At 53.6% G+C, this 21,768-nt stretch carries 22 protein-coding genes and 2 tRNA genes; 7 read left to right on the top strand and 17 right to left on the bottom strand.

Features of this window, described 5'->3' with window-relative positions:
* Positions 1–102: 102 nt before the first annotated feature.
* Genes nqrM through ACWKXX_RS00090 form a run of 7 tightly spaced genes read right to left on the bottom strand, consistent with a single transcriptional unit; the run spans position 103 to position 6,142 of the window.
* On the bottom strand, positions 103–303 hold the full coding sequence (nqrM, locus tag ACWKXX_RS00120) for a (Na+)-NQR maturation NqrM (RefSeq protein ID WP_003863212.1): 201 nt from the start codon (positions 301–303) through the stop codon (positions 103–105).
* A gap of 2 nt (positions 304–305) precedes the next feature.
* Complete coding sequence (gene nqrF / locus ACWKXX_RS00115; RefSeq protein ID WP_047052442.1) at positions 306–1,529, bottom strand: NADH:ubiquinone reductase (Na(+)-transporting) subunit F; 1,224 nt, start codon at positions 1,527–1,529, stop codon at positions 306–308.
* Positions 1,530–1,539: 10 nt separating this feature from the next.
* On the bottom strand, positions 1,540–2,136 hold the full coding sequence (gene nqrE, locus ACWKXX_RS00110; protein WP_003863217.1) for an NADH:ubiquinone reductase (Na(+)-transporting) subunit E: 597 nt from the start codon (positions 2,134–2,136) through the stop codon (positions 1,540–1,542).
* Positions 2,137–2,142: 6 nt separating this feature from the next.
* The gene (locus tag ACWKXX_RS00105) at positions 2,143–2,781 is read right to left on the bottom strand and encodes an NADH:ubiquinone reductase (Na(+)-transporting) subunit D (protein WP_003863219.1); all 639 of its coding nucleotides are present in this window, start codon (positions 2,779–2,781) and stop codon (positions 2,143–2,145) included.
* Positions 2,774–3,568 (bottom strand): Na(+)-translocating NADH-quinone reductase subunit C, encoded by a 795-nt coding sequence (locus ACWKXX_RS00100; protein WP_023295964.1) that lies wholly within the window; start codon positions 3,566–3,568, stop codon positions 2,774–2,776. Before ACWKXX_RS00100 ends, ACWKXX_RS00105 begins: the two co-directional genes overlap by 8 nt.
* On the bottom strand, positions 3,561–4,796 hold the full coding sequence (locus ACWKXX_RS00095; RefSeq protein ID WP_261666428.1) for an NADH:ubiquinone reductase (Na(+)-transporting) subunit B: 1,236 nt from the start codon (positions 4,794–4,796) through the stop codon (positions 3,561–3,563). Before ACWKXX_RS00095 ends, ACWKXX_RS00100 begins: the two co-directional genes overlap by 8 nt.
* A 2-nt stretch (positions 4,797–4,798) precedes the next feature.
* A complete protein-coding gene (locus ACWKXX_RS00090; RefSeq protein ID WP_032647337.1) occupies positions 4,799–6,142 on the bottom strand; it encodes a Na(+)-translocating NADH-quinone reductase subunit A in 1,344 nt (447 codons plus the stop codon).
* A gap of 300 nt (positions 6,143–6,442) precedes the next feature.
* Between ACWKXX_RS00090 and dpaA the strand changes: the two genes are divergently transcribed.
* A complete protein-coding gene (gene dpaA, locus ACWKXX_RS00085; protein ID WP_006810008.1) occupies positions 6,443–7,183 on the top strand; it encodes a peptidoglycan meso-diaminopimelic acid protein amidase in 741 nt (246 codons plus the stop codon).
* On the opposite strand, the gene ACWKXX_RS00080 is transcribed toward dpaA, so the two are convergent.
* Positions 7,154–7,921 (bottom strand): class II glutamine amidotransferase, encoded by a 768-nt coding sequence (locus ACWKXX_RS00080; RefSeq protein WP_017383120.1) that lies wholly within the window; start codon positions 7,919–7,921, stop codon positions 7,154–7,156. The two genes, dpaA and ACWKXX_RS00080, sit on opposite strands and share 30 nt — an antisense overlap.
* A gap of 48 nt (positions 7,922–7,969) precedes the next feature.
* Positions 7,970–8,548 carry a D-sedoheptulose 7-phosphate isomerase gene (gene lpcA, locus ACWKXX_RS00075; protein WP_003863232.1) on the bottom strand — a complete coding sequence of 193 codons (579 nt, stop codon included), beginning with the start codon at positions 8,546–8,548 and terminating at the stop codon, positions 7,970–7,972.
* 239 nt (positions 8,549–8,787) lie between these two features.
* On the opposite strand from lpcA, the gene fadE reads away from it, so the two are divergent.
* Together fadE and ACWKXX_RS00065 are read left to right on the top strand one after the other, a co-directional pair.
* On the top strand, positions 8,788–11,232 hold the full coding sequence (fadE, locus tag ACWKXX_RS00070) for an acyl-CoA dehydrogenase FadE (RefSeq protein ID WP_023295961.1): 2,445 nt from the start codon (positions 8,788–8,790) through the stop codon (positions 11,230–11,232).
* 107 nt (positions 11,233–11,339) lie between these two features.
* On the top strand, positions 11,340–12,110 hold the full coding sequence (locus ACWKXX_RS00065; RefSeq protein ID WP_047052437.1) for an amidohydrolase: 771 nt from the start codon (positions 11,340–11,342) through the stop codon (positions 12,108–12,110).
* A 101-nt stretch (positions 12,111–12,211) separates the two neighbouring features.
* Here the strand turns inward: ACWKXX_RS00065 and ACWKXX_RS00060 are convergent.
* Positions 12,212–12,288, bottom strand: a tRNA-Asp gene (locus ACWKXX_RS00060).
* 132 nt (positions 12,289–12,420) lie between these two features.
* A complete protein-coding gene (gene dnaQ / locus ACWKXX_RS00055) occupies positions 12,421–13,152 on the bottom strand; it encodes a DNA polymerase III subunit epsilon (protein WP_207788757.1) in 732 nt (243 codons plus the stop codon).
* Here dnaQ and rnhA point away from each other — a divergent pair.
* Entirely contained in the window at positions 13,106–13,684 is a 579-nt protein-coding gene (gene rnhA, locus ACWKXX_RS00050) for a ribonuclease HI (protein WP_160840538.1), read from the top strand. The two genes, dnaQ and rnhA, sit on opposite strands and share 47 nt — an antisense overlap.
* On the opposite strand, the gene ACWKXX_RS00045 is transcribed toward rnhA, so the two are convergent.
* Positions 13,685–14,401, bottom strand: a complete 717-nt coding sequence (locus tag ACWKXX_RS00045) for a class I SAM-dependent methyltransferase (RefSeq protein ID WP_017383714.1) — start codon at positions 14,399–14,401, stop codon at positions 13,685–13,687.
* A 32-nt stretch (positions 14,402–14,433) separates the two neighbouring features.
* On the opposite strand from ACWKXX_RS00045, the gene gloB reads away from it, so the two are divergent.
* Entirely contained in the window at positions 14,434–15,192 is a 759-nt protein-coding gene (gloB, locus tag ACWKXX_RS00040) for a hydroxyacylglutathione hydrolase (RefSeq protein ID WP_196343712.1), read from the top strand.
* Between the two features lie 68 nt (positions 15,193–15,260).
* On the top strand, positions 15,261–16,625 hold the full coding sequence (mltD, locus tag ACWKXX_RS00035) for a murein transglycosylase D (RefSeq protein WP_023295957.1): 1,365 nt from the start codon (positions 15,261–15,263) through the stop codon (positions 16,623–16,625).
* A 52-nt stretch (positions 16,626–16,677) separates the two neighbouring features.
* Here the strand turns inward: mltD and ACWKXX_RS00030 are convergent, their stop codons facing one another.
* The 3 genes from ACWKXX_RS00030 to ACWKXX_RS00020 form a co-directional block, all read right to left on the bottom strand.
* Positions 16,678–17,451, bottom strand: a complete 774-nt coding sequence (locus tag ACWKXX_RS00030) for a class I SAM-dependent methyltransferase (RefSeq protein WP_015571390.1) — start codon at positions 17,449–17,451, stop codon at positions 16,678–16,680.
* A gap of 77 nt (positions 17,452–17,528) precedes the next feature.
* A complete protein-coding gene (locus ACWKXX_RS00025; RefSeq protein ID WP_026080641.1) occupies positions 17,529–18,329 on the bottom strand; it encodes an endonuclease/exonuclease/phosphatase family protein in 801 nt (266 codons plus the stop codon).
* Positions 18,330–18,466: 137 nt separating this feature from the next.
* Entirely contained in the window at positions 18,467–19,642 is a 1,176-nt protein-coding gene (locus tag ACWKXX_RS00020) for an MFS transporter (RefSeq protein ID WP_261666429.1), read from the bottom strand.
* Between the two features lie 103 nt (positions 19,643–19,745).
* Between ACWKXX_RS00020 and yafC the strand changes: the two genes are divergently transcribed.
* A complete protein-coding gene (gene yafC, locus ACWKXX_RS00015; RefSeq protein WP_015571393.1) occupies positions 19,746–20,651 on the top strand; it encodes a DNA-binding transcriptional regulator YafC in 906 nt (301 codons plus the stop codon).
* A 30-nt stretch (positions 20,652–20,681) separates the two neighbouring features.
* On the opposite strand, the gene dkgB is transcribed toward yafC, so the two are convergent.
* Entirely contained in the window at positions 20,682–21,485 is an 804-nt protein-coding gene (gene dkgB, locus ACWKXX_RS00010; RefSeq protein WP_047738146.1) for a 2,5-didehydrogluconate reductase DkgB, read from the bottom strand.
* 160 nt (positions 21,486–21,645) lie between these two features.
* A tRNA-Asp gene (locus ACWKXX_RS00005) sits at positions 21,646–21,722 on the bottom strand.
* Positions 21,723–21,768: the final 46 nt, after the last annotated feature.

The following is a 21,768-nucleotide window of genomic DNA, read 5'->3' as shown; positions in this document are numbered from 1 at the left end:
GCCCTCACTTATTACTGGATAAGTATACAGTAAACAAATGAGGGTTGAGAAGTGCGCGCAGGAATTGTCGGGTGGCGGCGTTGCCTTACCCGACCTGGAAGACTAAATAATGCGTTGCTGCTCGCGAGCCATCCGCTTTTTCCGCGCATCGCACGGTTCCGGACAATCGCACACTTTTTCCATTCCGATGGAAGAGATGCCTCCGCAACTGCCTTGAATGCTTTTACGCTTGATGATCCAGCCTAAGGACATGCCGAAGATCACCAGCACAAACACCGCAAAGGTCGCCAGAAAAGTCAGCATAATCAGCCTCCGAAATCATCAAGCATGATGTTCTCATCTTCCACGCCAAGATCTTTTAGCATCTTAATCACGGCGGCGTTCATCATTGGCGGACCACACATATAGAACTCGCAGTCTTCCGGTGCCGGGTGCTGTTTGAGGTAATTTTCATACAGCACGTTGTGGATGAAGCCCGTATAGCCTGTCCAGTTATCTTCCGGCTGCGGATCGGATAGCGCCACATGGAAGGTAAAGTTAGGGTTATCACGCGCCAGTTGTTCAAACTCATCGTCATAGAACATTTCGCGCAGTGAACGCGCCCCGTACCAGAAGCTGATCTTACGCTTGCTGCCAAGTCGTTTGAGCTGGTCAAAAATATGCGAACGCATCGGCGCCATACCCGCACCGCCGCCGATAAAGACCATCTCCGCGTCAGTATCTTTGGCAAAGAATTCGCCGAACGGGCCGGAAATCGTCACTTTGTCGCCAGGCTTGAGGGACCAGATATACGACGACATGACGCCAGGAGGGGCATCAGGCACATTCGGTGGCGGCGTGGCGATACGCACGTTGAGCATAATAATGCCCTTCTCTTCCGGATAGTTAGCCATGGAATAGGCGCGAAGCGCGGGCTCTTTTACCTCGGAAACAAAGCGGAAGAGGTTAAATTTATCCCAGTCTGCCCGGTACTCCTCGGGCACGTCGATGTCAGCATACGCGACGGTGTGTGCCGGACATTCAATCTGGATATACCCACCCGCACGGAACGGGACGCTCTCCCCTTCAGGGACACGCAGCTTGAGCTCTTTGATGAACGTGGCTTTGTTATCGTTAGAGATAACTTCGCACTCCCATTTTTTCACGCCGAAGATCTCCTCCGGCAGCTCAATCTTCATGTTCTGGCGCACAGCGACCTGGCACGCCAGACGGCATCCCTCTTTCGCTTCACGCTTCGTGATATGCGACAGTTCCGTTGGCAGAATATCACCGCCGCCCTCTTTGACCGTCACACGGCACTGGCCACAGGAGCCACCGCCGCCACAGGCAGACGAGACAAAAATCCCGTTGCCGGAGAGCGTGTTAAGCAGCTTATCCCCTGCCGGGGTACGGATCTGATTCTGCGGATCGTCATTGATATCAATGATCACATCCCCGGAATTGACCAGCTTCGCACGCGCCGCCAGGATCAGCCCTGACAGCACCAGTACTATCAGCGTGAACATCACCACGCCAAGAATAATTTCCATCTGTTAGCCCTTATAGCTGCACACCGGAGAAGGACATAAAGCCCAACGCCATCAGGCCGGTGGTGATAAAGGTGATCCCTAAGCCACGAAGCCCCGCAGGTACGTTGGCATATTTCATTTTTTCACGGATCCCCGCCATGGTGACAATCGCCAGCATCCAGCCGATACCGGAACCGAAGCCATACACAACCGATTCACTGAAGTTGTAATCGCGCTGAACCATAAACGAGACGCCGCCAAAAATGGCGCAGTTCACGGCGATCAGCGGCAGGAAGATCCCCAGCGCGTTGTACAGCGACGGGAAGTATTTATCGAGGATCATCTCTAGGATCTGAACAAGCGCCGCAATCACTCCGATAAAGGTGATGAAGTTCAGGAAGCTAAGATCAACCCCCTCCACCAGCGCGCCATCGCGCAGCACGAAGTTGAATACCAGGTTGTTAATGGGAACGGAAAGCCCCAGCACAACGGTAACTGCCACGCCCAGACCAAATGCCGTCGATACCTTTTTAGAAACGGCAAGGAACGTACACATGCCCAGGAAGAAAGCGAGCGCCATGTTTTCAACAAACACCGCGCGCACAAATAAACTCAGGTAATGAGCCATTGTCGGTTACTCCTTTTCCTGCTGTTCAGGCTTCAACGTACGAATCAGCCAGATCAGCAAACCGATAATGAAAAATGCGCTTGGGGCCAGCAGGAACAGGCCGTTCGGCAGATACCAGCCGCCGTTCTGTACCGTATCCAGCACCGGAATGCCAAACAGCTTGCCGCTGCCAATAAGTTCGCGCAGGAAACCAACCGTCAACAGGATCACGCCGTAACCCAGACCGTTGCCGATACCGTCCATAAAGCTCGCCAGCGGTGGCATTTTCATCGCATAGGCTTCAGCACGCCCCATCACGATGCAGTTGGTGATTATCAGGCCGACAAACACCGAAAGCTGCTTCGAGGTTTCATAGGCGAAGGCGCGCAGGAGCTGATCGACCACGATCACCAGCGAGGCGATAATAGCCATCTGCACGATGATCCTCACGCTGTTGGGTATGTGGTGGCGGATCATTGAGATAAACATGCTGGAAAACGCTGTCACCAGCGTTACCGCCAGCGTCATGACCACTGCCGTTTCCAGCTTGGTGGTCACCGCCAGCGCCGAGCACACCCCCAGCACCTGTAGCGTTATCGGGTTATTGGCTAACAGCGGGCCAATCAGCACCTTTTTAACTTCTTTCAGTTCACCCGTATCAGCCATTATTCAGCGCTCCTTCACGTACATTCTTCAGGAAGGGACCAAAGCCCAGTTCACCCATCCAGAAATCAAAGCTGTGCTGCACACCGTTAGAGGTGAGCGTGGCGCCGGAAAGGCCATCAACGGCAAATTCATCGCCGGGACGCGCGCCCCCTTTCACCACCTTCAGCGCAGGCTGGCCGTTGTCGTCGAGCACTTTTTTACCAACAAACTGTGCCCGCCAGTTAGGGTTCTCAACTTCGCCCCCCAGCCCTGGTGTTTCGCCCTGATCGTAATAAGTAATGCCTTTGACCGTACGACCATCGGTATCCAGCGCCACAAAGGCGTACATCATTGACCATAAACCGTTGCCATAGATGGGCAACACGATTTCCTGGATGCGCTTTTGCTCGTCACGGACGAGGTAAATCTCCGCGACATTGCTGCGGCGCTTAATGCCTGCCGGATCCTGCGAGGCGTCAAGCGTGGTGCTCATCTGCGGATCTTTTAGCGCCAGCGCCTGGTTGTATTTCGCCGGGTCTTTATCCATTAACTCCCCGGTTTTTAAATCCACCAGCCGTGCGGTAATGCGTTCGGCAAACACCGCTGCGACGTCATCCTTCGTCATGCCTTCCTGCATCAGCCCGGCCACGGCCAGGATGTTACGCTGTTTATCCAGCGCTCGTTGCTCTTGCTGTAGCGGCTTTAACCCTACGGCAGAACCGGCCACGACAATGGAACAGACCAGACACAGTACCAGCACCACCAGCAGCGTTTTGCTGATGCTGTCGTTATTTTTGATCTCAGCCACGCGCCTTCCTCCGCTTAATGTTGGCGCGCACGACCAGGTAGTCGAACAGCGGCGCAAACAGATTGGCAAACAGAATGGCCAACATCATCCCTTCCGGATAAGCCGGGTTGACCACGCGAATCAGTACACACATCACCCCAATGAGCGCGCCGTAACACCATTTACCTCTGTCGGTAAACGAAGCCGAGACCGGATCGGTGGCCATGAACATCATGCCAAACGCAAAGCCTCCCAGCACAAGGTGCCAGTACCACGGCATGGAGAACATCGGGTTTGTGTCTGAACCAATGAAGTTGAAAAGCGTGGCGGTGAGTACCATCCCGAGCATGACGCCTGCGACAATGCGCCAGGACGCCACGCGGCCAAAGAGGATGATGGCCCCGCCGATCAAAATCATCAGGGTAGACACTTCACCGATGGAGCCCGGAATATTGCCGATAAACGCATCAAACCAGGTGACAGGCTGTCCGGTTGCATTATTGACCAGCGTTTCGCCGCCGCCAGCCGCCCACTGTGAAAGTGGCGTCGCGCCGGAGAATCCGTCTGCTGCCGTCCACACCAGGTCGCCCGAGATTTGCGCCGGATAAGCAAAGAACAGGAACGCGCGCCCTGCCAGCGCCGGATTGAGGAAGTTGCGTCCGGTCCCGCCGAAGATCTCCTTGGCAATCACCACGCCAAAGCTGATCCCCATCGCCGCCTGCCAGAGCGGCAGCGTTGGCGGAACAATCAGCGCAAACAGAATAGAGGTAACAAAGAAGCCCTCGTTGATCTCATGTTTGCGAATAATAGCGAACAGCACCTCCCAGAAACCGCCCACGATAAAGACAGTCATATAGATAGGGAGGAAGAAGACAGCGCCCAGCGTCATCATGCTGACCCAGCCGGCATCTGTCGCAAAGCTCACCCCCAGCGACTGCGCCAGACGATAGTGCCAGTCAGACTGAATCACCTGCGCCAGCTGCTCTGCATCGTACATATGATGCAGCGCCGGAATAGTTTGCAACCCAACGTTATACATCCCCCAGAACATGGCCGGGAAGACCGCAAACCAGACCAGAATCATCATTCGCTTGAGGTCGATGGCGTCGCGCACGTGCGCCGCGCCTTTCGTCACCAGACCCGACGTGTAGAAAATGGTCGTGGTCGCTTCATACAGCGGGTAGTACTTTTTGAGCTTCCCTTCGGTAAAGTGCGGCTCAATTTTTTCAAAGAGGTGTTTTAAGCCCATGGTTATCCTTCCTGCTCAATGCGGGTTAACACCTCGCGCAATACGGGTCCATATTCGTATTTACCTGGACACACATAGGTACACAGCGCCAGATCTTCTTCGTCCAGCTCCAGACAGCCCAACGCCTGGGCACCGTCGGTATCGCCGGCCAGGAGATCGCGCAGCAGCACGGTGGGCAGAATATCCAGCGGCATCACGCGTTCGTAGTTGCCAATCGGAACCATGGCGCGCTCACCGCCGTTGGTGCTGGTGGAGAAGTTAAACAGCTTACGACGCAGGAAGTGGCCGAGCGTGGTGCGCGTTACCGAGTATTTTTCTGCACCAGGCAGCACCCAGCCGAACAGCTCTTTCTCGCGTCCTTCAAGCACAACGCTCACCTGAAGATGGAAACGACCCAGCCAGGCCATCGGGCCTGTCGCGTGCCTTCCGCTCAGCACCGAACCGGAAATAATACGGTTTTCACCCTCTTTCGTTTCGCCAGCCAACAGCGCCGTCAGGTCCGCCCCAAGCAGCGTGCGAACCAGACGCGGTTGGGTTGCCTGAGGGCCGCCGATGGCAATAATGCGTTCTGCGCACAGTTCACCCGTGGTGAACAGCTTACCGATAGCGATCACGTCCTGATAATTAAGATGCCAGACCTGTTTCGTCAGGCTTACCGGCTCCAGGAAATGAATATGCGTTCCCACCAGCCCGGCCGGATGCGGGCCGGCAAATTCATTAAAGGCCACCTGCCCTTGCGGATGCCCGCCCAGCTTACCGCCGCTGGCCTGGCAGACATGCACTTTGCCCGGCGTCAGGCGCGTTAACACGGTGAGGCCGGCATCGAAAGCGTTTCGTTCCGCCAGGATAAGAGGCTGCGGATCTGCGCTGAGCGGGTTGGTGTCGATGGCCGTAACGAAGATAGCGGCCGGCACAGTGCCTGGCACGGGCGTTTTGCTATAGGGGCGCGTGCGAAGCGCCGTCCACAGTCCCGACTCCAGCAGTTGCGTCTGCACCGCGTCGTGGCTGAGGGTGGCAAGATCGGCGGCGTCAAAACGCGCAAATTCGCGTTTCTCATCGCCTTCAATTTGAATAACAACCGATTGCAGGACGCGACGCTCACCACGATGGATGGCGACAACGGTGCCGCTGGCTGGGGCTGTAAACATAACGCCAGGATTTTTTTTATCCTCGAAGAGCGCCTGGCCTTTTATTACGCGATCGCCTTCCTGTACCAGCATCGCGGGACGCATGCCCACGTAATCATCACCTACAATAGCGACATGATGAATACTGGCGCCGGTGGTAACGTGCTGTTCAGGCACGCCAGAGATTGGCAGATCGAGTCCTTTTCTGATTCTAAACATGTGGTTAGCAGGTATCCATGAACAACAATCCAGAGAGGCCGGAGTGTACCATTTTCGGCCCTGCCAGGGGCAGTAAATCCGCCGTCTGGCGCGCCGAAATGCGAGCTATTGCGCAAAGTTCCTGGAGTCAGGACATTATGAATGGGTTATAAAGTAAAACTAATTTGTAAACGCAAAGGTTGGCTCTTGCGAAAATCTCCATCGGTGCTAATGTGAGCGCTCCTGTCCAGATTAGTCTGATTTCGGGTGTCTTTTGCCGTTCTGGCAAGTTGGTCATTGTTTTATCAAGGAACCAGTAGTATGCGTAAAATCGCATTGTTCATTGCGATGCTTCTGATACCGTGCATGTCGTTTGCCGGGCTGCTTGGCAGTAATAGTTCAACGACGCCGGTCAGCAAAGAGTATAAACAGCAGTTGATGGGATCCCCGGTTTATATTCAAATCTTCAAGGAAGAGCGCACACTCGATCTGTTTGTCAAAATGGGCGAGACGTATCAGCTGCTCGATAGCTACAAAATCTGTAACTATTCTGGCGGGCTGGGGCCGAAACAGCGCCAGGGTGACTTCAAAAGTCCGGAAGGGTTTTACAACGTTCAGCGTAACCAGCTAAAACCGGACAGCCGGTTCTATAAAGCGATTAACATCGGTTTCCCCAATGCCTTCGACCGTGCACACGGTTACGAAGGGAAATACCTGATGATTCACGGTGCCTGCGTGTCAGTCGGTTGTTATGCGATGACGGATTCCGGCATTGATGAAATCTTCCAATTTGTCACTGGCGCACTGGTCTTCGGCCAGCCGAATGTTCAGGTCAGCATCTATCCGTTCCGTATGACGGATGCGAACATGGCGCGCCATAAGTACTCTGTTTACACAGATTTCTGGAAACAGCTAAAACCGGGCTATGACTACTTCGAGCAGACCCATAAGCCGCCGGTGGTGTCCATCGTCAATGGCCGTTACGTGGTGAGTAAACCGCTCAGCCATGAAGTGGTTCAGCCGCAGCTGGCGTCAAATTACGCGGTCCCCGAGACAAAATAGCGCCCACTCGCCTGGCATGATCTTTTGCCAGGTTTCGTTGCCGGTCAGCGGCTGCGTTGCAATGACAGTGACCACATCGTTCGGTGTGGTCTCCTTCTGAAAATCAATTTCCACATCCTGATCGAGCAGCGTGGCGACGCCAAACGGCGCACGTCGGGTGATCCAGAACAGATTCGTCGAGCAGAACGCCATCACGTAGCGCCCGTCAGACAGCAGCATATTAAAGACGCCCTTCTCGCGTAACTCAGACGCCAGTGACGCTATGTACTTAAAAACGGCGGTCATGTTGCCGGGCGTACGGGGGTAGCGCTCGGTCAGCTTGTGCAGCAGCCAGCAAAATGCTTTTTCGCTGTCCGTTTCACCGACAGGACGGAAATTGCCGGTTTCCAGCGACTTATAGCCCGAAAGCTGCCCGTTGTGCGCATAGGTCCAGTTACGGCCCCACAGTTCACGGGTAAACGGATGGGTATTTTCCAGCGCCACTTCGCCGCGATTTGCCTGGCGGATATGGGCGATCACCGAACAGGATTTAATAGGATAGTCCTGCACCAGTCTGGCAATGGGTGAGTTAAAGCTGGGTTGTGGATCTTTGAACGTGCGACATCCTTTGCCTTCGTAGAAGGTAATACCCCAGCCGTCTTTATGCGGCCCGGTTCCTCCACCGCGCTGAACCAGCCCGGTAAAACTAAAGCAGATATCGGTTGGCACATTGGCGCTCATCCCGAGCAGTTCGCACATAGATCACCTCCACAACAGCGGGGGGCACCGGCGCCCCCCAGCGAAGTCTTACTTAACCATCTCTTTTTCGATCAGTTGGATCAGGATGTGGATCACTTTGATGTGAATTTCCTGAACGCGATCCGCATAACCGAAGTGTGGTACACGGATTTCAATGTCCGCTGTACCGTCCATCTTACCGCCATCTTTCCCGGTAAGGGTGATCACTTTCATGCCCTTCTCACGCGCGGCGGCGATCGCTTTGATCACGTTAGCAGAGTTACCGGACGTGGAGATACCCAGCAGCACGTCGCCTTCACGGCCTACGGCTTCAACGTAGCGGGAAAAGATATGGTCGTAACCGAAGTCGTTGCCTACACAGGAGATGTGGCTCACGTCGGAAATCGCAATCGCCGGGTAGCCCGGACGGTTTTCGCGATAGCGTCCGGTCAGCTCTTCGGCGAAGTGCATGGCGTCACAGTGGGAACCGCCGTTACCGCAGGAGAGCACTTTACCGCCGGCTTTGAAGCTGTCGGCAAGCAGGACCGCCGCGCGCTGAATAGCGTGAATATTGGCATCATCTTTCAGAAAATTCGCCAGCGTTTCCGCCGCTTCGTTCAGTTCGTTACGAATAAGATCCTGGTACATGAGGATAATCCTTCAGTATTGATGAAATAACACAGTGGAGTGTACCGGATAGCAGTAAAAGCGAGAAGCTAAAGCCATGCGAATCGTCCGGCGTTTTGATTTTTTGTGCCGGCTAAAACGCGAACAATGTGAACCAGGTTGTAATTATTTTGTAAACACATTGCTAAAGGAAATGACATCAACTACAACCATATCATCACAAGTGGTCAGACCTCCTACAAGCAAGGGAGCTTTTCTTTATGATGATTTTGAGCATTTTCGCAACCGTTGTGCTGCTCGGTGTGTTGTTCTATCACCGTGTCAGTTTATTCCTGAGTAGCCTGATTCTTCTGGCCTGGACGGCTGCACTTGGCGTCGCTGGTCTGTGGAATATCTGGGTCCTTGTTCCCCTGGCCATCATTTTGCTGCCGTTCAACCTGACGCCGATGCGTAAGTCGATGATCTCTGCGCCGGTGTTCAGGGGATTCCGTAAAGTGATGCCGCCGATGTCGCGTACAGAGAAAGAAGCGATTGACGCCGGTACAACCTGGTGGGAAGGCGATCTGTTCCAGGGCAACCCCGACTGGAAAAAGCTTCACAACTATCCGCAGCCGCGTCTGACCGCCGAAGAACAAGCCTTTATTGATGGTCCGGTAGAAGAAGCGTGCCGCATGGCAAACGACTTTGCCATCACTCACGAAATGGCCGACCTGCCGCCTGAGCTGTGGGCATACCTGAAAGAGCATCGCTTCTTCGCGATGATCATTAAGAAAGAGTACGGCGGTCTGGAATTCTCCGCTTACGCTCAGGCTCGCGTACTGCAAAAACTGGCGGGTGTCTCCGGGATCCTGGCGATCACCGTTGGCGTGCCAAACTCCTTAGGCCCGGGCGAGCTGTTACAGCATTACGGTACAGAAGAGCAGAAAGATCACTACCTGCCGCGTCTGGCGCGTGGTCAGGAAATTCCGTGCTTCGCGCTGACCAGCCCGGAGGCAGGCTCCGATGCAGGCGCAATTCCTGATACCGGCGTGGTTTGCATGGGCGAATGGCAGGGCCAGCAGGTGCTGGGCATGCGCCTGACCTGGAACAAACGTTATATCACCCTCGCACCTATCGCCACGGTGCTGGGCCTGGCGTTCAAACTCTCTGACCCGGAAAAACTGCTGGGCGGTGAAGAAGAGCTGGGTATTACCTGTGCGCTGATCCCAACCTCAACCCCGGGCGTTGAAATTGGGCGCCGTCACTTCCCGCTGAACGTACCGTTCCAGAACGGTCCTACCCGCGGTCAGGATATCTTTGTCCCGATTGACTACATCATCGGTGGCCCGAAAATGGCCGGGCAGGGCTGGCGTATGCTGGTGGAATGTCTGTCTGTGGGCCGCGGCATTACCCTGCCGTCGAACTCAACAGGCGGTCTGAAATCGGTGGCGATGGGGATTGGGGCTTACGCGCATATCCGCCGTCAGTTCAAAATCTCCATCGGCAAGATGGAAGGTATCGAAGAGCCGCTGGCGCGTATTGCGGGCAATGCCTATGTGATGGACGCCGCAGCCTCGCTGATTACCTACGGCATTATGCTGGGTGAAAAACCCGCCGTGCTGTCAGCGATTGTGAAGTATCACTGTACCCACCGCGCACAGCAGTCAATTATTGATGCAATGGATATCGCAGGCGGTAAAGGTATCATGCTCGGCGAAGGCAACTTCCTGGCGCGCGGCTATCAGGGTGCGCCGATTGCCATCACCGTGGAAGGGGCAAACATCCTGACCCGCAGCATGATGATCTTCGGCCAGGGTGCGATTCGCTGCCATCCGTACGTGCTGGAAGAGATGGCTGCCGCGCAGAATAATGATGTGGATGCCTTCGACAAGCTGCTGTTCAAACATATCGGTCACGTCGGCAGTAACAAGGTGCGCAGCTTCTGGCTCGGCCTGACGCGTGGACTGACCAGCGCGACGCCAACCGGCGATGCGACCAAACGTTACTACCAGCACCTGAACCGTCTGAGCGCCAACCTGGCCCTGCTCTCTGACGTCTCAATGGCCGTCCTGGGCGGGAGCCTGAAGCGTCGCGAACGTATCTCCGCCCGTCTGGGTGATGTGCTGAGCCAGATCTTCCTGGCCTCTGCGGTGCTGAAACGCTACGACGATGAAGGCCGTCAGGAAGCGGATCTGCCGCTGGTGCACTGGGGCGTTCAGGATGCGATGTATCAGGCCGAACAGGCGATTGACGATCTGCTGGCGAACTTCCCGAACCGCTTCGTAGCGGGTGCCCTGCGCGTGGTGATCTTCCCGACCGGTCGTCATCACCTGGCGCCGTCCGACAAGCTGGATCACAAGGTAGCGAAGATCCTCCAGGTACCGAGCGCAACCCGCTCTCGTATTGGTCGGGGTCAATATCTGGCACCTACCCCGCATAACCCGGTAGGTTTGCTGGAAGAGGCGCTGCTTGACGTGATGGCCGCCGACCCGATTCACCAGAAGATCTGCAAACAGCTTGGCAAAAACCTGCCGTTTACACGACTGGATGAGCTGGCAAAACAGGCGCTGGCGGGTGGCATCATCGACAACAGCGAAGCTGCGATTCTGGTGAAAGCCGAAGAGAGCCGTCTGCGCAGTATTAATGTGGATGATTTCGAACCTGAAGAGCTGGCGACACAGCCGGTAAAGCTGCCAGAGAAGCACCGCAAACCTGAAGCGGCATAAGGCCTTTTGCTCTCACAAACCCCGCCCCGCGCGGGGTTTTTTATTGCCACATTTTCTGGTAATGACGTGCTACAGTGTCAAAAAGTGTTTATTAAGGAGCCTGTATCGTGCCTGGTTTAAAGATTTCTGTTTTGCAGCAACCTTTAGTGTGGATGGACGGCCCCGCCAACCTTCGCCATTTTGATCGCCAGCTGGAAGAGATTACCGGACGCGATGTGATTGTCCTGCCGGAGATGTTCACCACAGGTTTCGCGATGGAGGCAGCAAAACAGTCCATGCCGCAGGACGAGGTGGTGGCCTGGATGCACGCCAGGGCGCAGGAAACAAACGCGCTGATTGCCGGTAGCGTCGCACTCCAGACCGGGCGCGGACCGGTCAACCGCTTCCTGCTGGTCGAGCCGGAAGGAAACGTCCATTTCTACGATAAGCGCCATCTGTTCCGCATGGCGGATGAACATCAACATTATGAAGCCGGAAGCGAACGCGTAGTATTTGAATGGCGCGGCTGGCGTATTCTGCCGCTGGTCTGCTATGACCTGCGCTTCCCGGTGTGGTCGCGCAACCGCAACGATTATGACCTGGCGTTGTACGTCGCCAACTGGCCCGCCCCACGCTCGCTGCACTGGCAGGCTTTACTGACCGCGCGCGCGATTGAAAATCAGGCTTATGTCGTTGGCTGTAACCGCGTAGGAACGGACGGCAACGGGCATCACTATCGCGGTGACAGCCGGGTGATCAGTCCGCAGGGTGAGATTATTGCCACCGCCGAGCCGCATCAGGCAACACGAATTGACGCTGAGATCTCGTTAACGGCGTTAAAGGAGTATCGGGAGAAGTTTCCGGCCTGGCAGGATGCAGACCCGTTTACGATCGGATAAACGCAACCCGCGATGTTACCCTGGCTTATCGCCTTGCGTAACATCAGGGGAAAAGCAGAAATGAAAAAGGCCCACGTTATAAATAACGTGGGCCTGAATAGTGGCGGAACGGACGGGACTCGAACCCGCGACCCCCTGCGTGACAGGCAGGTATTCTAACCGACTGAACTACCGCTCCACTGTTCCCGTTTGGGGAACGAGGCGAATATTACGGTTTGCCTCTGAACTCGTCAACGCTTTTTCTTAGGTTTTGAATCGTTTGCTGCAAAATTCACCCAAACGGTGATTTAACAAACGTTTCGGCACATTTTCACGTGCGCCACAGACAGCTTCCGCCCTTCTTCTGCACTAAATCGAGACGAGATTCATGGTTCATCAGTTCTTCATCACTGGCTAAAACAACCCGCAGGCGATTCGCCTGACGCACAATGCGCTGAATTCCCCCTTCATCCCGCGTCTGCTGGAATTCATTTTCCATACTGAATTTCATCGACGTTTGCCCGCCGGTCATGGTCAGGTAGACATCGGCCAGGATCTGGGCATCGAGCAATGCGCCGTGCAGCGTTCGCTTGGTGTTGTCTATCTCATAGCGAGAGCACAGGGCATCAAGGCTGTTACGCTTGCCGGGGAACATCTTCCTTGCCAGCGCCAGGCTATCCGTGACTTTACAGAACGTATTCGTCTTCGGAATATCGCGGTTGAGCTTGCTGAACTCATAGTCCATAAAGCCGATATCGAACGACGCGTTATGAATGACAAGTTCCGCACCTCTGATGTAGTCGAGAAATTCATCTGCGACGTCGGCAAAGGTGGGCTTATCCAGCAAAAACTCATCGGCAATTCCGTGAACGCCGAACGCTTCCGGGTCCACCAGCCGATCGGGTTTAAGGTAAACGTGGAAGTTGTTGCCCGTAAGGCGACGGTTCACCACTTCAACGGCACCAATCTCAATGATTTTGTGCCCTTCGTAGTGGGCGCCAATCTGGTTCATACCGGTGGTTTCGGTATCAAGAACAATCTGGCGAGTAATTGCAGTGCTCATAGCGGTCATTTATGTCAGACTTATCGTTTTACTGAACGTTTCAAATACAGGAAGTCTACCAGAGATGCGTAAACAGGTAGAAATTTTCACCGATGGATCTTGTCTCGGTAACCCAGGGCCCGGCGGCTATGGCGCCATTATGCGCTATCGCCAGCATGAAAAAACATTTAGTGAAGGCTATTTCCTGACCACCAACAACCGCATGGAGTTGATGGCGGCCATCGTGGCGCTGGAAGCGTTAAAAGAACATTGTGACGTGGTGCTGAGTACCGACAGCCAGTATGTCCGCCAGGGCATTACCCAATGGATCCACAACTGGAAAAAGCGGGGCTGGAAAACGGCAGAGAAAAAACCCGTCAAGAATGTCGATCTCTGGAAGCGTCTTGATGCCGCCCTCGGTCAGCACGAAATCAAATGGGAGTGGGTAAAGGGGCACGCCGGTCATCCTGAAAACGAACGCTGTGACGAGCTGGCTCGCGCGGCGGCATCCAACCCGACCCATGAGGATGCAGGTTATCAACCTGAATCCTGATCACGGTTTTTTGTACTGCCGCGTGGCCCCCACGGTCTGGCGGATCCGCGTTTTTGATTTGCTTTGCTTCATCGGGTTGAGCGTAAGGGGGATCGTCCTCTTACGCGCGACAATAAATTGCATGCAGCCCAGCGCGGGTAAATGGGTGCTTAATAAGACCCCGCCTTTACGCGTCCAGGGGATGACCTGAAAACCCCCGTAGCTTAGCACTTCGAAATTTAACAGTGAAAGCCAGTCCAGCTGGCGCATCATGGTAAACATCCTGCTGTTATAAGGCGGCGTGCGACGCAGAACGGGCGTCAGTTTACGTAGCCCCATCAGACTCAGCGGATTAAAACCGCTCAGGATCAGCCAGCCGTCATCAATCAAAACGCGGTCGGCTTCCCGCAGCAGACGATGGGGATCGCTGCACCAGGGCAGCGTGTGGGCGAGCAGACAGGCATCAATGGATTTTTCCGCAAACGGCAAATGCAGCGGATCCGCTTTCACCTGAACCGGGGAGCCATTAAGCGATACGCTAACCTGATGCGAGATAGCGCAGCTTTCGGTATTGATTTCTGCGCTCAGATTGCCAATCTTAAGCAGGTGAAAACCATACATTTTCGCGAGCCAGGGTTTAAGCTGAAGTTCTAAGGCCTCGCGATAATATTCACCCCAGGGCAACTCTGCCCAACGTTCCGGTGGTGCGACAGTCTGAGGTATCCTTGCCGGTTTCATCAAAACACCCGCCACGCTATAAGAGGTAATGCATGAATCTTATCAGTATTTCCGCCTTTCAGGACAATTACATCTGGGTTTTAGTCGACCACGATCGCAGATGCATCATTGTTGATCCAGGCGAATCCGCACCGATCCTGCACGCGATTAAAGAAAACGGCTGGCAGCCGGAGGCGATCCTTCTTACCCATCACCATCACGATCATGTCGGCGGTGTTCCCGATCTCCTTGCACGCTATCCCCATCTACCCGTCTACGGACCAGCAGAGACACAGGATAAGGGTACAACGCAAGTTGTCGAAGAAGGCGAAAGTATCCTCATCCTCGGGTGGGAGTTTTCCGTATTTGCTACGCCAGGTCACACTTCCGGGCATATCTGTTTCTACAGCAAACCTTATCTGTTTTGTGGCGACACGCTGTTTTCTGGCGGCTGTGGAAGGCTGTTTGAAGGCACGCCAGAACAGATGTATCAATCTTTACAAAAAATTAATGCGCTGCCAGCCGACACCGTAATTTGTTGCGCACATGAGTATACATTAGGGAATATGAAGTTTGCTGCAAGCGTGCTGCCTGAGGATCGGGCGATTCAGGATTATTACCAGAAAGTGAAGGAGTTACGTGCAAAAAACCAAAAAACACTCCCCGTAATTCTGAAAAATGAGCGACAAATAAATTTATTTTTAAGAACTGATGATGTTGATTTAATTAATAAAATTAATCAAGAAACAAATTTGTTACAACCTGAAGCGCGATTTGCATGGTTAAGGTCAAAGAAAGATAACTTCAGATAATTGCGGGTTGCCTTTTCAAAATTTCGCCGTTATCATCGCTCGTCTTTTAAGCAACTATTGACACACACATGAAGGCAAAAGCGATATTACTCGCCTCTGTCCTGCTTGTAGGTTGCCAGTCACAAAACGGCAGCAACGTACAACAGCACGCACAGAGCCTTTCTGCGGCTGGTCAAGGGGAAGCAGGGAAGTTTACGAGTCAGGCGCGATGGTTGGACGATGGGACATCCTTTGCGCAGGAACAAGACTTGTGGGCCTCTATTGGCGACGAGCTAAAGATGGGAATTCCGGAAAACAGCCGGATTCGCGAACAGAAACAGAAGTATTTGAGAAATAAGAGCTATCTCCACGATGTAACATTACGGGCAGAGCCGTATATGTACTGGATAGCCGGGCAAGTTAAGAAACGTAACATGCCTATGGAACTGGTACTACTACCCATAGTGGAGAGCGCTTTTGACCCGCACGCGACGTCTGGCGCCAATGCAGCAGGCATCTGGCAGATCATTCCGAGCACAGGGCGAAATTATGGTTTAAAGCAGACCCGCAACTACGATGCGCGTCGTGATGTTGTCGCTTCAACGACAGCCGCTCTCGACATGATGCAACGTCTGAACAAGATGTTTGACGGCGACTGGTTATTGACCGTCGCGGCGTATAACAGTGGTGAAGGTCGTGTACTGAAGGCAATGAAAGCGAATAAAGCGCGTGGTAAACCCACAGACTTCTGGTCGCTCTCACTGCCACAGGAAACAAAGATTTACGTACCGAAAATGCTGGCACTGGGCGATATTCTCAAGAACAGCAAACGTTACGGTGTACAACTGCCAACACCAGACGAAAGTCGTGCACTGGCGCGTGTCCGCCTCAGCAGCCCGGTTGATATTCAACAGGTTGCCGATATGACGGGTATGTCGGTAAGTAAGCTTAAAACCTTTAATGCAGGTGTTAAAGGCTCCACGCTGGGCGCTAGTGGCCCTGGCTATGTGATGGTTCCGCAGAAACATGCGGAACAGTTACGAGAGTCTTTGGCTTCGGGTGAAATTGCAGCCGTTCAGTCCACGCTGATCGCTGATACGTCGCCTGTAAGCAGCCGCAGCTATAAGGTGCGTTCAGGTGATACGCTTTCAGGTATTGCATCACGTCTTGGCGTGAATGCGAAAGATCTCCAGCAGTGGAATAATCTGCGCGGATCTGGTCTGAAAGTGGGTCAAACGCTGACCGTAGGTGCAGGTAGCAGCGCACAGCGTCTCGCTAAAAACAGCGATAGCATTACCTATCGCGTACGTAAAGGCGACTCGCTGTCCAGTATTGCTAAGCGTCACGGCGTAAACATCAAAGATGTGATGCGCTGGAACAACGATACTGACAACCTGCAACCTGGCGACCAGCTGACGTTGTTTGTGAAAAACAGCGCTACGCCAGATTCCTGATAGTACGATCGCTTGTTAAAAAGGCACCGATTCCCCTCGGTGCCTTTTTTATTTATCCCGCTTTTTGCGCTTCAGCCATAATGGTGTCGCTGGTAAACGAACCATCGTCATGCAGTTCAAAGTACGCCTTCACGTCAGCAGAGGCGCTCTCCTGATACAATCGGATCGCCTGAGTCAATGCCTCGGGTGTGCGCATCCGTGCAATCCATGATGTGAACTCCAGCGGCAAACGGTCGGTTATCAATGAGCGTGAAATCAAGCCGGCTTCGGTGATAAACGTAAGCCACTCTCCACTGGAGTAGTTTTGCACGTGCGAGGTATCACGCAGCGCTTCAACCGTCTGGAGCCAGATATTTCGTACCGGATGTCCGGGAGACATCACGTCCATGATGATGAAGATTCCGCCCGGTTTGAGCACGCGTTTCACTTCCCGTAATGCCTGCCCCACATCATGCCAGTGGTGTGCAGAGTAACGGCTAATCACAACCTCAAACGACGCATCCTCAAAGGGTAAAGATTCAGCGTAGCCCTGGCGCGTCGTGACGTTATTCAGCCCTTTCGCTTTCGCCGCTTCAGCAACCACATCCAGCATCTGGCTCGATAAGTCATATGCCGTCACCTGAGCAACCTGCTGTGCGGCGGTAAAACTGGCGTGCCCCGCCCCGCAGCCTAAGTCCAGCACGTGCGCGTCAGGAAACGCGGCGAGCCGTTCGCCGAGACGCACCAGGTCGCGGCCAGAGGCGTGCACGGCGCTGCTCAGGTAGGCACTTGCCTGAGAACCAAACTGTTTTTCGACGTTGTCATGATGGGAGTGTGTTGTTGTCATGTTGCTGTCCTTTTATGGGTTAAAAAATAAAGGGCAGCACCCGCACAGGCCTGCCCCACGGCAGACCTGACGCACCATTATTTATCAGGTTTGCCGGGACTGAATTCAACTAGTAGAGGATTATGATCGGAGGCGCGCGTCACCAGAACGGAGGCGTCGTGCACGCTTAAACCCCGATAGAAGACAAAATCGAGAGGACGACCAAACGCTTTCTTGCGCTGGTCATCGTTAAAACGAACTTCACGCAGCGACATTTCACGCGCGAAGCGGTACAACGCGTTCATACGTGGACGGCTCCAGGCATTGAAGTCCCCGGCCATAATGATCGGCCCACTGTGATGAGCAATCTGATCGCCAATGGGTAGTAACTGCTTACTGTACACATCAACACCCAGGCTGAAGTTCACCGCATGAATGTTTACCACCATCAGCAGACGGGTGTCGGGCAACGGATAGACCGTGACCAGCGCCGATTTTGCCAGACGCAGGATTGGCTCACGTTCACGCAGCGGGCAGCAATAGACCGGATGTGCGGCTGAAAGGGTCATCACCCCAGAAGGATGCTGTGGCAGAACAAAGGCAGGCACCTGATCGGCTGCAAGATAGTTTGTCGTTGCAAACCTGACCAGCTCAGGCGTGGTTTGCGCCTCCTGTAACAGAACCAGATGCGCATCTTTACCAAAATTTTTAAGTACGGATAACCACTCCGCACGCTGTTGTTTAAAGATGTTCCACACCAGTACGCGAATTTTTTCGTCACTGCTTAATGGCGTGCCCGCTGGTAATGCCTGACCCAGGCTCGCAAACGACCCCGGAGGCAAGATCCTCTCCGCGGGCATTCCGGCAACATAACGCATGGCATAGGTATTTTTTCGCACTTTTGGAAACGACCTCTGTAACATGAACCAGCCCGGAAAACGGACTGGTTCTAATGTTATAGGGATTTTAGGTCACACTTTCAACGCAATTACTGAGAAACCGCTTTCCAGTTTTGTAAGCAAGCACTTACTGATACTTATCCAAGCGCGATACGAGCGGGTTTATCAAGCCGTCCACTCAGACCGATAAGCAGGAAAGCGACAAGCACAATTACCGCACCAATCCATGGCGTTTGGGTTAATCCAACGTGTTCAACCGTCTGCCCGCCGATAACCGATCCGAGTGCGATACCGATATTGAATGCGGCGATATTCAGGCCGGATGCGACATCCACCGCATTGGGCGTATAGCGTTCGGCTTTCTGTACAACATAGACCTGCAATCCCGGTACGTTACCAAACGCGAATATTCCCATAACCAACACAGTTACCAGCGCAGCGTATTGTATCGACGCGGTGAACTGGAAAATCATCAGCAGGACAACCAGCGCGGCGAAGATAAATTTTAGCGCCGGTACCGCACCATGCTTATCTGCAAGCTTGCCGCCCCAGATATTGCCGATTGCGACGGAGATACCGTAGCCCAGTAAAATCCAGCTCACTGCGCCCGGAGAAAAACCAGCCAGCTCCTGCATCATCGGTGCAAGGAAAGTGAACGCAGTGAACACACCTCCATAACCCAGAGCCGTAACGGCATAGATCAGCAGCAGGCGCGGGTGTGTCAGAACCTTAACCTGATCGCTCAGGCTGGCGCTCGCGCGCCCCGGAATGCTGGAGGGCACCAGTAGCAGGCTGGCTACCAGAGCAATTACGCCCAACAGCGATACCGCAAGGAAGGTTTCTCGCCAGCCAAAATGTTGCCCAATAAACGTTCCTAACGGCACGCCGGTGACCAGCGCGACGGTTAAGCCGCCAAACATAATCGCAATGGCTGACGCCGCTTTCTCTTTTGGCACCAGGCTGGTTGCAATCGTGGAACCGATGGAGAAGAAGACACCGTGCGCGAGGCCAGTCAGCAAACGGGCAATGACCAGGGTAGTGTAGTCCGGAGCCTGCCACGCCAGAATATTGCCGGCAGTGAAGAGCACCATCAGGGCAACTAACAGTTGTTTACGTGGAAAGCGTCCAGTCAGTGCGGTCAGCACAGGCGCCCCAACAGCGACGCCTAACACGTAAATAGATACCAGCAGCCCGGCAGAAGGCAGCGAAATGGCGAGTTGTTCAGCAATAGTGGGAACAAGTCCTACAATAACAAATTCGGTCGTGCCAATTGCGAAGGCACTGATCGTCAGGGCAAGAAGCGCCAGTGGCATAAATACTCCGTCTCTTCAGGATTAAGATGACAGGCAGTATGCGTCAGTGTTTAAATAACAAAAATGGTTAGAATCTCAATAGAATTTTGCGGATGATGCAATAATGAAAGCCACATCGGAAGAACTGACTATCTTTGTTGCCGTTGTTGAAAGCGGCAGCTTCAGCCGTGCGGCCGAACAGCTCGGGCAGGCGAACTCCGCCATCAGCCGCTCGGTGAAAAAGCTGGAGATGAAGCTCGGGGTAAGTCTGCTCAACAGAACAACGCGGCAGCTCAGCCTGACGGAAGAAGGTGAACGTTATTTTCGCCGCGTACAATCCGTTTTGCAGGAGATGGCGGCAGCTGAGACGGAAATAATGGAGTCGCGTAGCACTCCGCGTGGATTGCTACGCATTGATGCGGCGACGCCGGTCGTGCTTCATTTTCTGATGCCGTTAATCAAGCCATTCCGGGAACGTTATCCGGAGATGACTCTGTCCCTGGTCTCTTCAGAGACGTTTATTAACCTGATTGAGCGTAAAGTTGATGTGGCGATCCGCGCGGGAACCCTGACGGATTCAAGTTTACGCGCTCGCCCACTGTTCACCAGCTACCGCAAAATTATCGCGTCACCGCAATATATTGCAGAGCATGGCAAACCGGAGACCGTTGAGGAGCTGAAGCAGCACCTGTGCCTGGGCTTTACGGAACCTGTCTCGCTGAACACCTGGCCCGTGGCCTGTCATGACGGACAACTTCATGAGATCACTTGCGGACTTTCGTCTAATAGCGGAGAAACGCTGAAACAGCTTTGTCTTGAAGGAAATGGGATCGCCTGTTTATCAGACTATATGATTGATAAGGAAATAGCTGCGGGTCAGCTTGTAGAACTGATGGCTGACAAACGCTTACCTGTAGAGATGCCTTTTAGCGCAGTGTATTACAGTGACAGAGCGGTAAGTACGCGCATACGCGCTTTTATCGACTTCCTTAGCGAACATATAAAAACAGCTCCCGGAGGAGCTGTGTGAGGGTTTAAGGGTACAGAGGAAGGGCTTTTATTAATCCCAGTCTGGTGCTAACCCTTCCGGGCTGACCAGACGATCGTTACATTCCAGTGCAGCGATCGCGTTTTTATCTTCATCATCAAGCTGAAGATCCCGCACTAACAGGTTACTTGCCAGGTTTTCACGTTTGGTTGAAGACGGGATCACGGCATAGCCCTCACCCATCGCCCATGCCAGGATCACCTGTGCGGCTGTCGCATTGTGTTTTTCAGCGATGCGTGCAATCACTTCATCTTTCAGCGCCTTACCATATGCCAGCGTCATGTACGAGGTGATGTGAACACCATGCTGTTTCGCCCAGTCCACGACTTTGTGGTTTTGCAGGTAAGGAGAGAGTTCAATCTGGTTGGTGGCAATATTCTCTTTACCCACTGCGGCAATGGCCCTTTCCATCAACGGGATGGTGAAGTTAGAGATGCCAATTTCACGCGTTAAGCCCTGCTCTTTCGCTTCCAGCAGCGCCTGCATGAACTCCTCCACAGAGACGGCATCGTCAGGTGATGGCCAGTGGATCAGCGTAAGATCAACATAGTCAGTACGCAGCTTTTTCAGACTTTCCTTCAGGCTTGGGATCAGCTTGTCTTGGCCGAGATTCTCAATCCAGATTTTAGTGGTGATGAAAAGTTCGTCGCGCGGTACGCCACTCTCTTCGATGGCCTGGCCTACGGCAGCTTCGTTATCATAAATCTGCGCCGTATCAATAGCACGATAGCCCAACTCGAGTGCGGTTTTAACAGATGCAATAACAACATCGTCTTTCAGGCGGAAAGTGCCCAGACCCAGTGCAGGGATAGTCATATGATTCCTCAATCGTTATGTTCATAAACTGAGGAGAATTATCGCTGTAGTTGTTATGACGAAAAAGATCGTGAAACGCAGAGGATTTTTGCTAATTTCGCAACAATCAAACGACAGATAAGAAAAAAGCCCTGAGCGTTAGCTCAGGGCTTTTAATAAGTGGCGGAACGGACGGGACTCGAACCCGCGACCCCCTGCGTGACAGGCAGGTATTCTAACCGACTGAACTACCGCTCCACCGAATACTTCTGTAACCACCGGATTAATGCACCGGCTTACTACT

This window comes from Enterobacter sp. UPMP2061 (assembly GCF_053709615.1).
Note: the sequence above shows the minus strand (reverse complement) of the source record. Positions and strands in the feature narration are given on the sequence as shown.

Excerpts from the sequence above, each read along its gene's own strand:
- nqrM (WP_003863212.1), bottom strand. The coding sequence starts at position 303 with ATGCTGACTTTTCTGGCGACCTTTGCGGTGTTTGTGCTGGTGATCTTC.
- nqrF (WP_047052442.1), bottom strand. The coding sequence starts at position 1,529 with ATGGAAATTATTCTTGGCGTGGTGATGTTCACGCTGATAGTACTGGTG.
- nqrE (WP_003863217.1), bottom strand. The coding sequence starts at position 2,136 with ATGGCTCATTACCTGAGTTTATTTGTGCGCGCGGTGTTTGTTGAAAAC.
- ACWKXX_RS00105 (WP_003863219.1), bottom strand. The coding sequence starts at position 2,781 with ATGGCTGATACGGGTGAACTGAAAGAAGTTAAAAAGGTGCTGATTGGC.
- ACWKXX_RS00095 (WP_261666428.1), bottom strand. The coding sequence starts at position 4,796 with ATGGGCTTAAAACACCTCTTTGAAAAAATTGAGCCGCACTTTACCGAA.
- ACWKXX_RS00090 (WP_032647337.1), bottom strand. The coding sequence starts at position 6,142 with ATGTTTAGAATCAGAAAAGGACTCGATCTGCCAATCTCTGGCGTGCCT.
- dpaA (WP_006810008.1), top strand. The coding sequence starts at position 6,443 with ATGCGTAAAATCGCATTGTTCATTGCGATGCTTCTGATACCGTGCATG.
- ACWKXX_RS00080 (WP_017383120.1), bottom strand. The coding sequence starts at position 7,921 with ATGTGCGAACTGCTCGGGATGAGCGCCAATGTGCCAACCGATATCTGC.
- lpcA (WP_003863232.1), bottom strand. The coding sequence starts at position 8,548 with ATGTACCAGGATCTTATTCGTAACGAACTGAACGAAGCGGCGGAAACG.
- fadE (WP_023295961.1), top strand. The coding sequence starts at position 8,788 with ATGATGATTTTGAGCATTTTCGCAACCGTTGTGCTGCTCGGTGTGTTG.
- dnaQ (WP_207788757.1), bottom strand. The coding sequence starts at position 13,152 with ATGAGCACTGCAATTACTCGCCAGATTGTTCTTGATACCGAAACCACC.
- ACWKXX_RS00045 (WP_017383714.1), bottom strand. The coding sequence starts at position 14,401 with ATGAAACCGGCAAGGATACCTCAGACTGTCGCACCACCGGAACGTTGG.
- gloB (WP_196343712.1), top strand. The coding sequence starts at position 14,434 with ATGAATCTTATCAGTATTTCCGCCTTTCAGGACAATTACATCTGGGTT.
- mltD (WP_023295957.1), top strand. The coding sequence starts at position 15,261 with ATGAAGGCAAAAGCGATATTACTCGCCTCTGTCCTGCTTGTAGGTTGC.
- ACWKXX_RS00030 (WP_015571390.1), bottom strand. The coding sequence starts at position 17,451 with ATGACAACAACACACTCCCATCATGACAACGTCGAAAAACAGTTTGGT.
- ACWKXX_RS00020 (WP_261666429.1), bottom strand. The coding sequence starts at position 19,642 with ATGCCACTGGCGCTTCTTGCCCTGACGATCAGTGCCTTCGCAATTGGC.
- yafC (WP_015571393.1), top strand. The coding sequence starts at position 19,746 with ATGAAAGCCACATCGGAAGAACTGACTATCTTTGTTGCCGTTGTTGAA.
- dkgB (WP_047738146.1), bottom strand. The coding sequence starts at position 21,485 with ATGACTATCCCTGCACTGGGTCTGGGCACTTTCCGCCTGAAAGACGAT.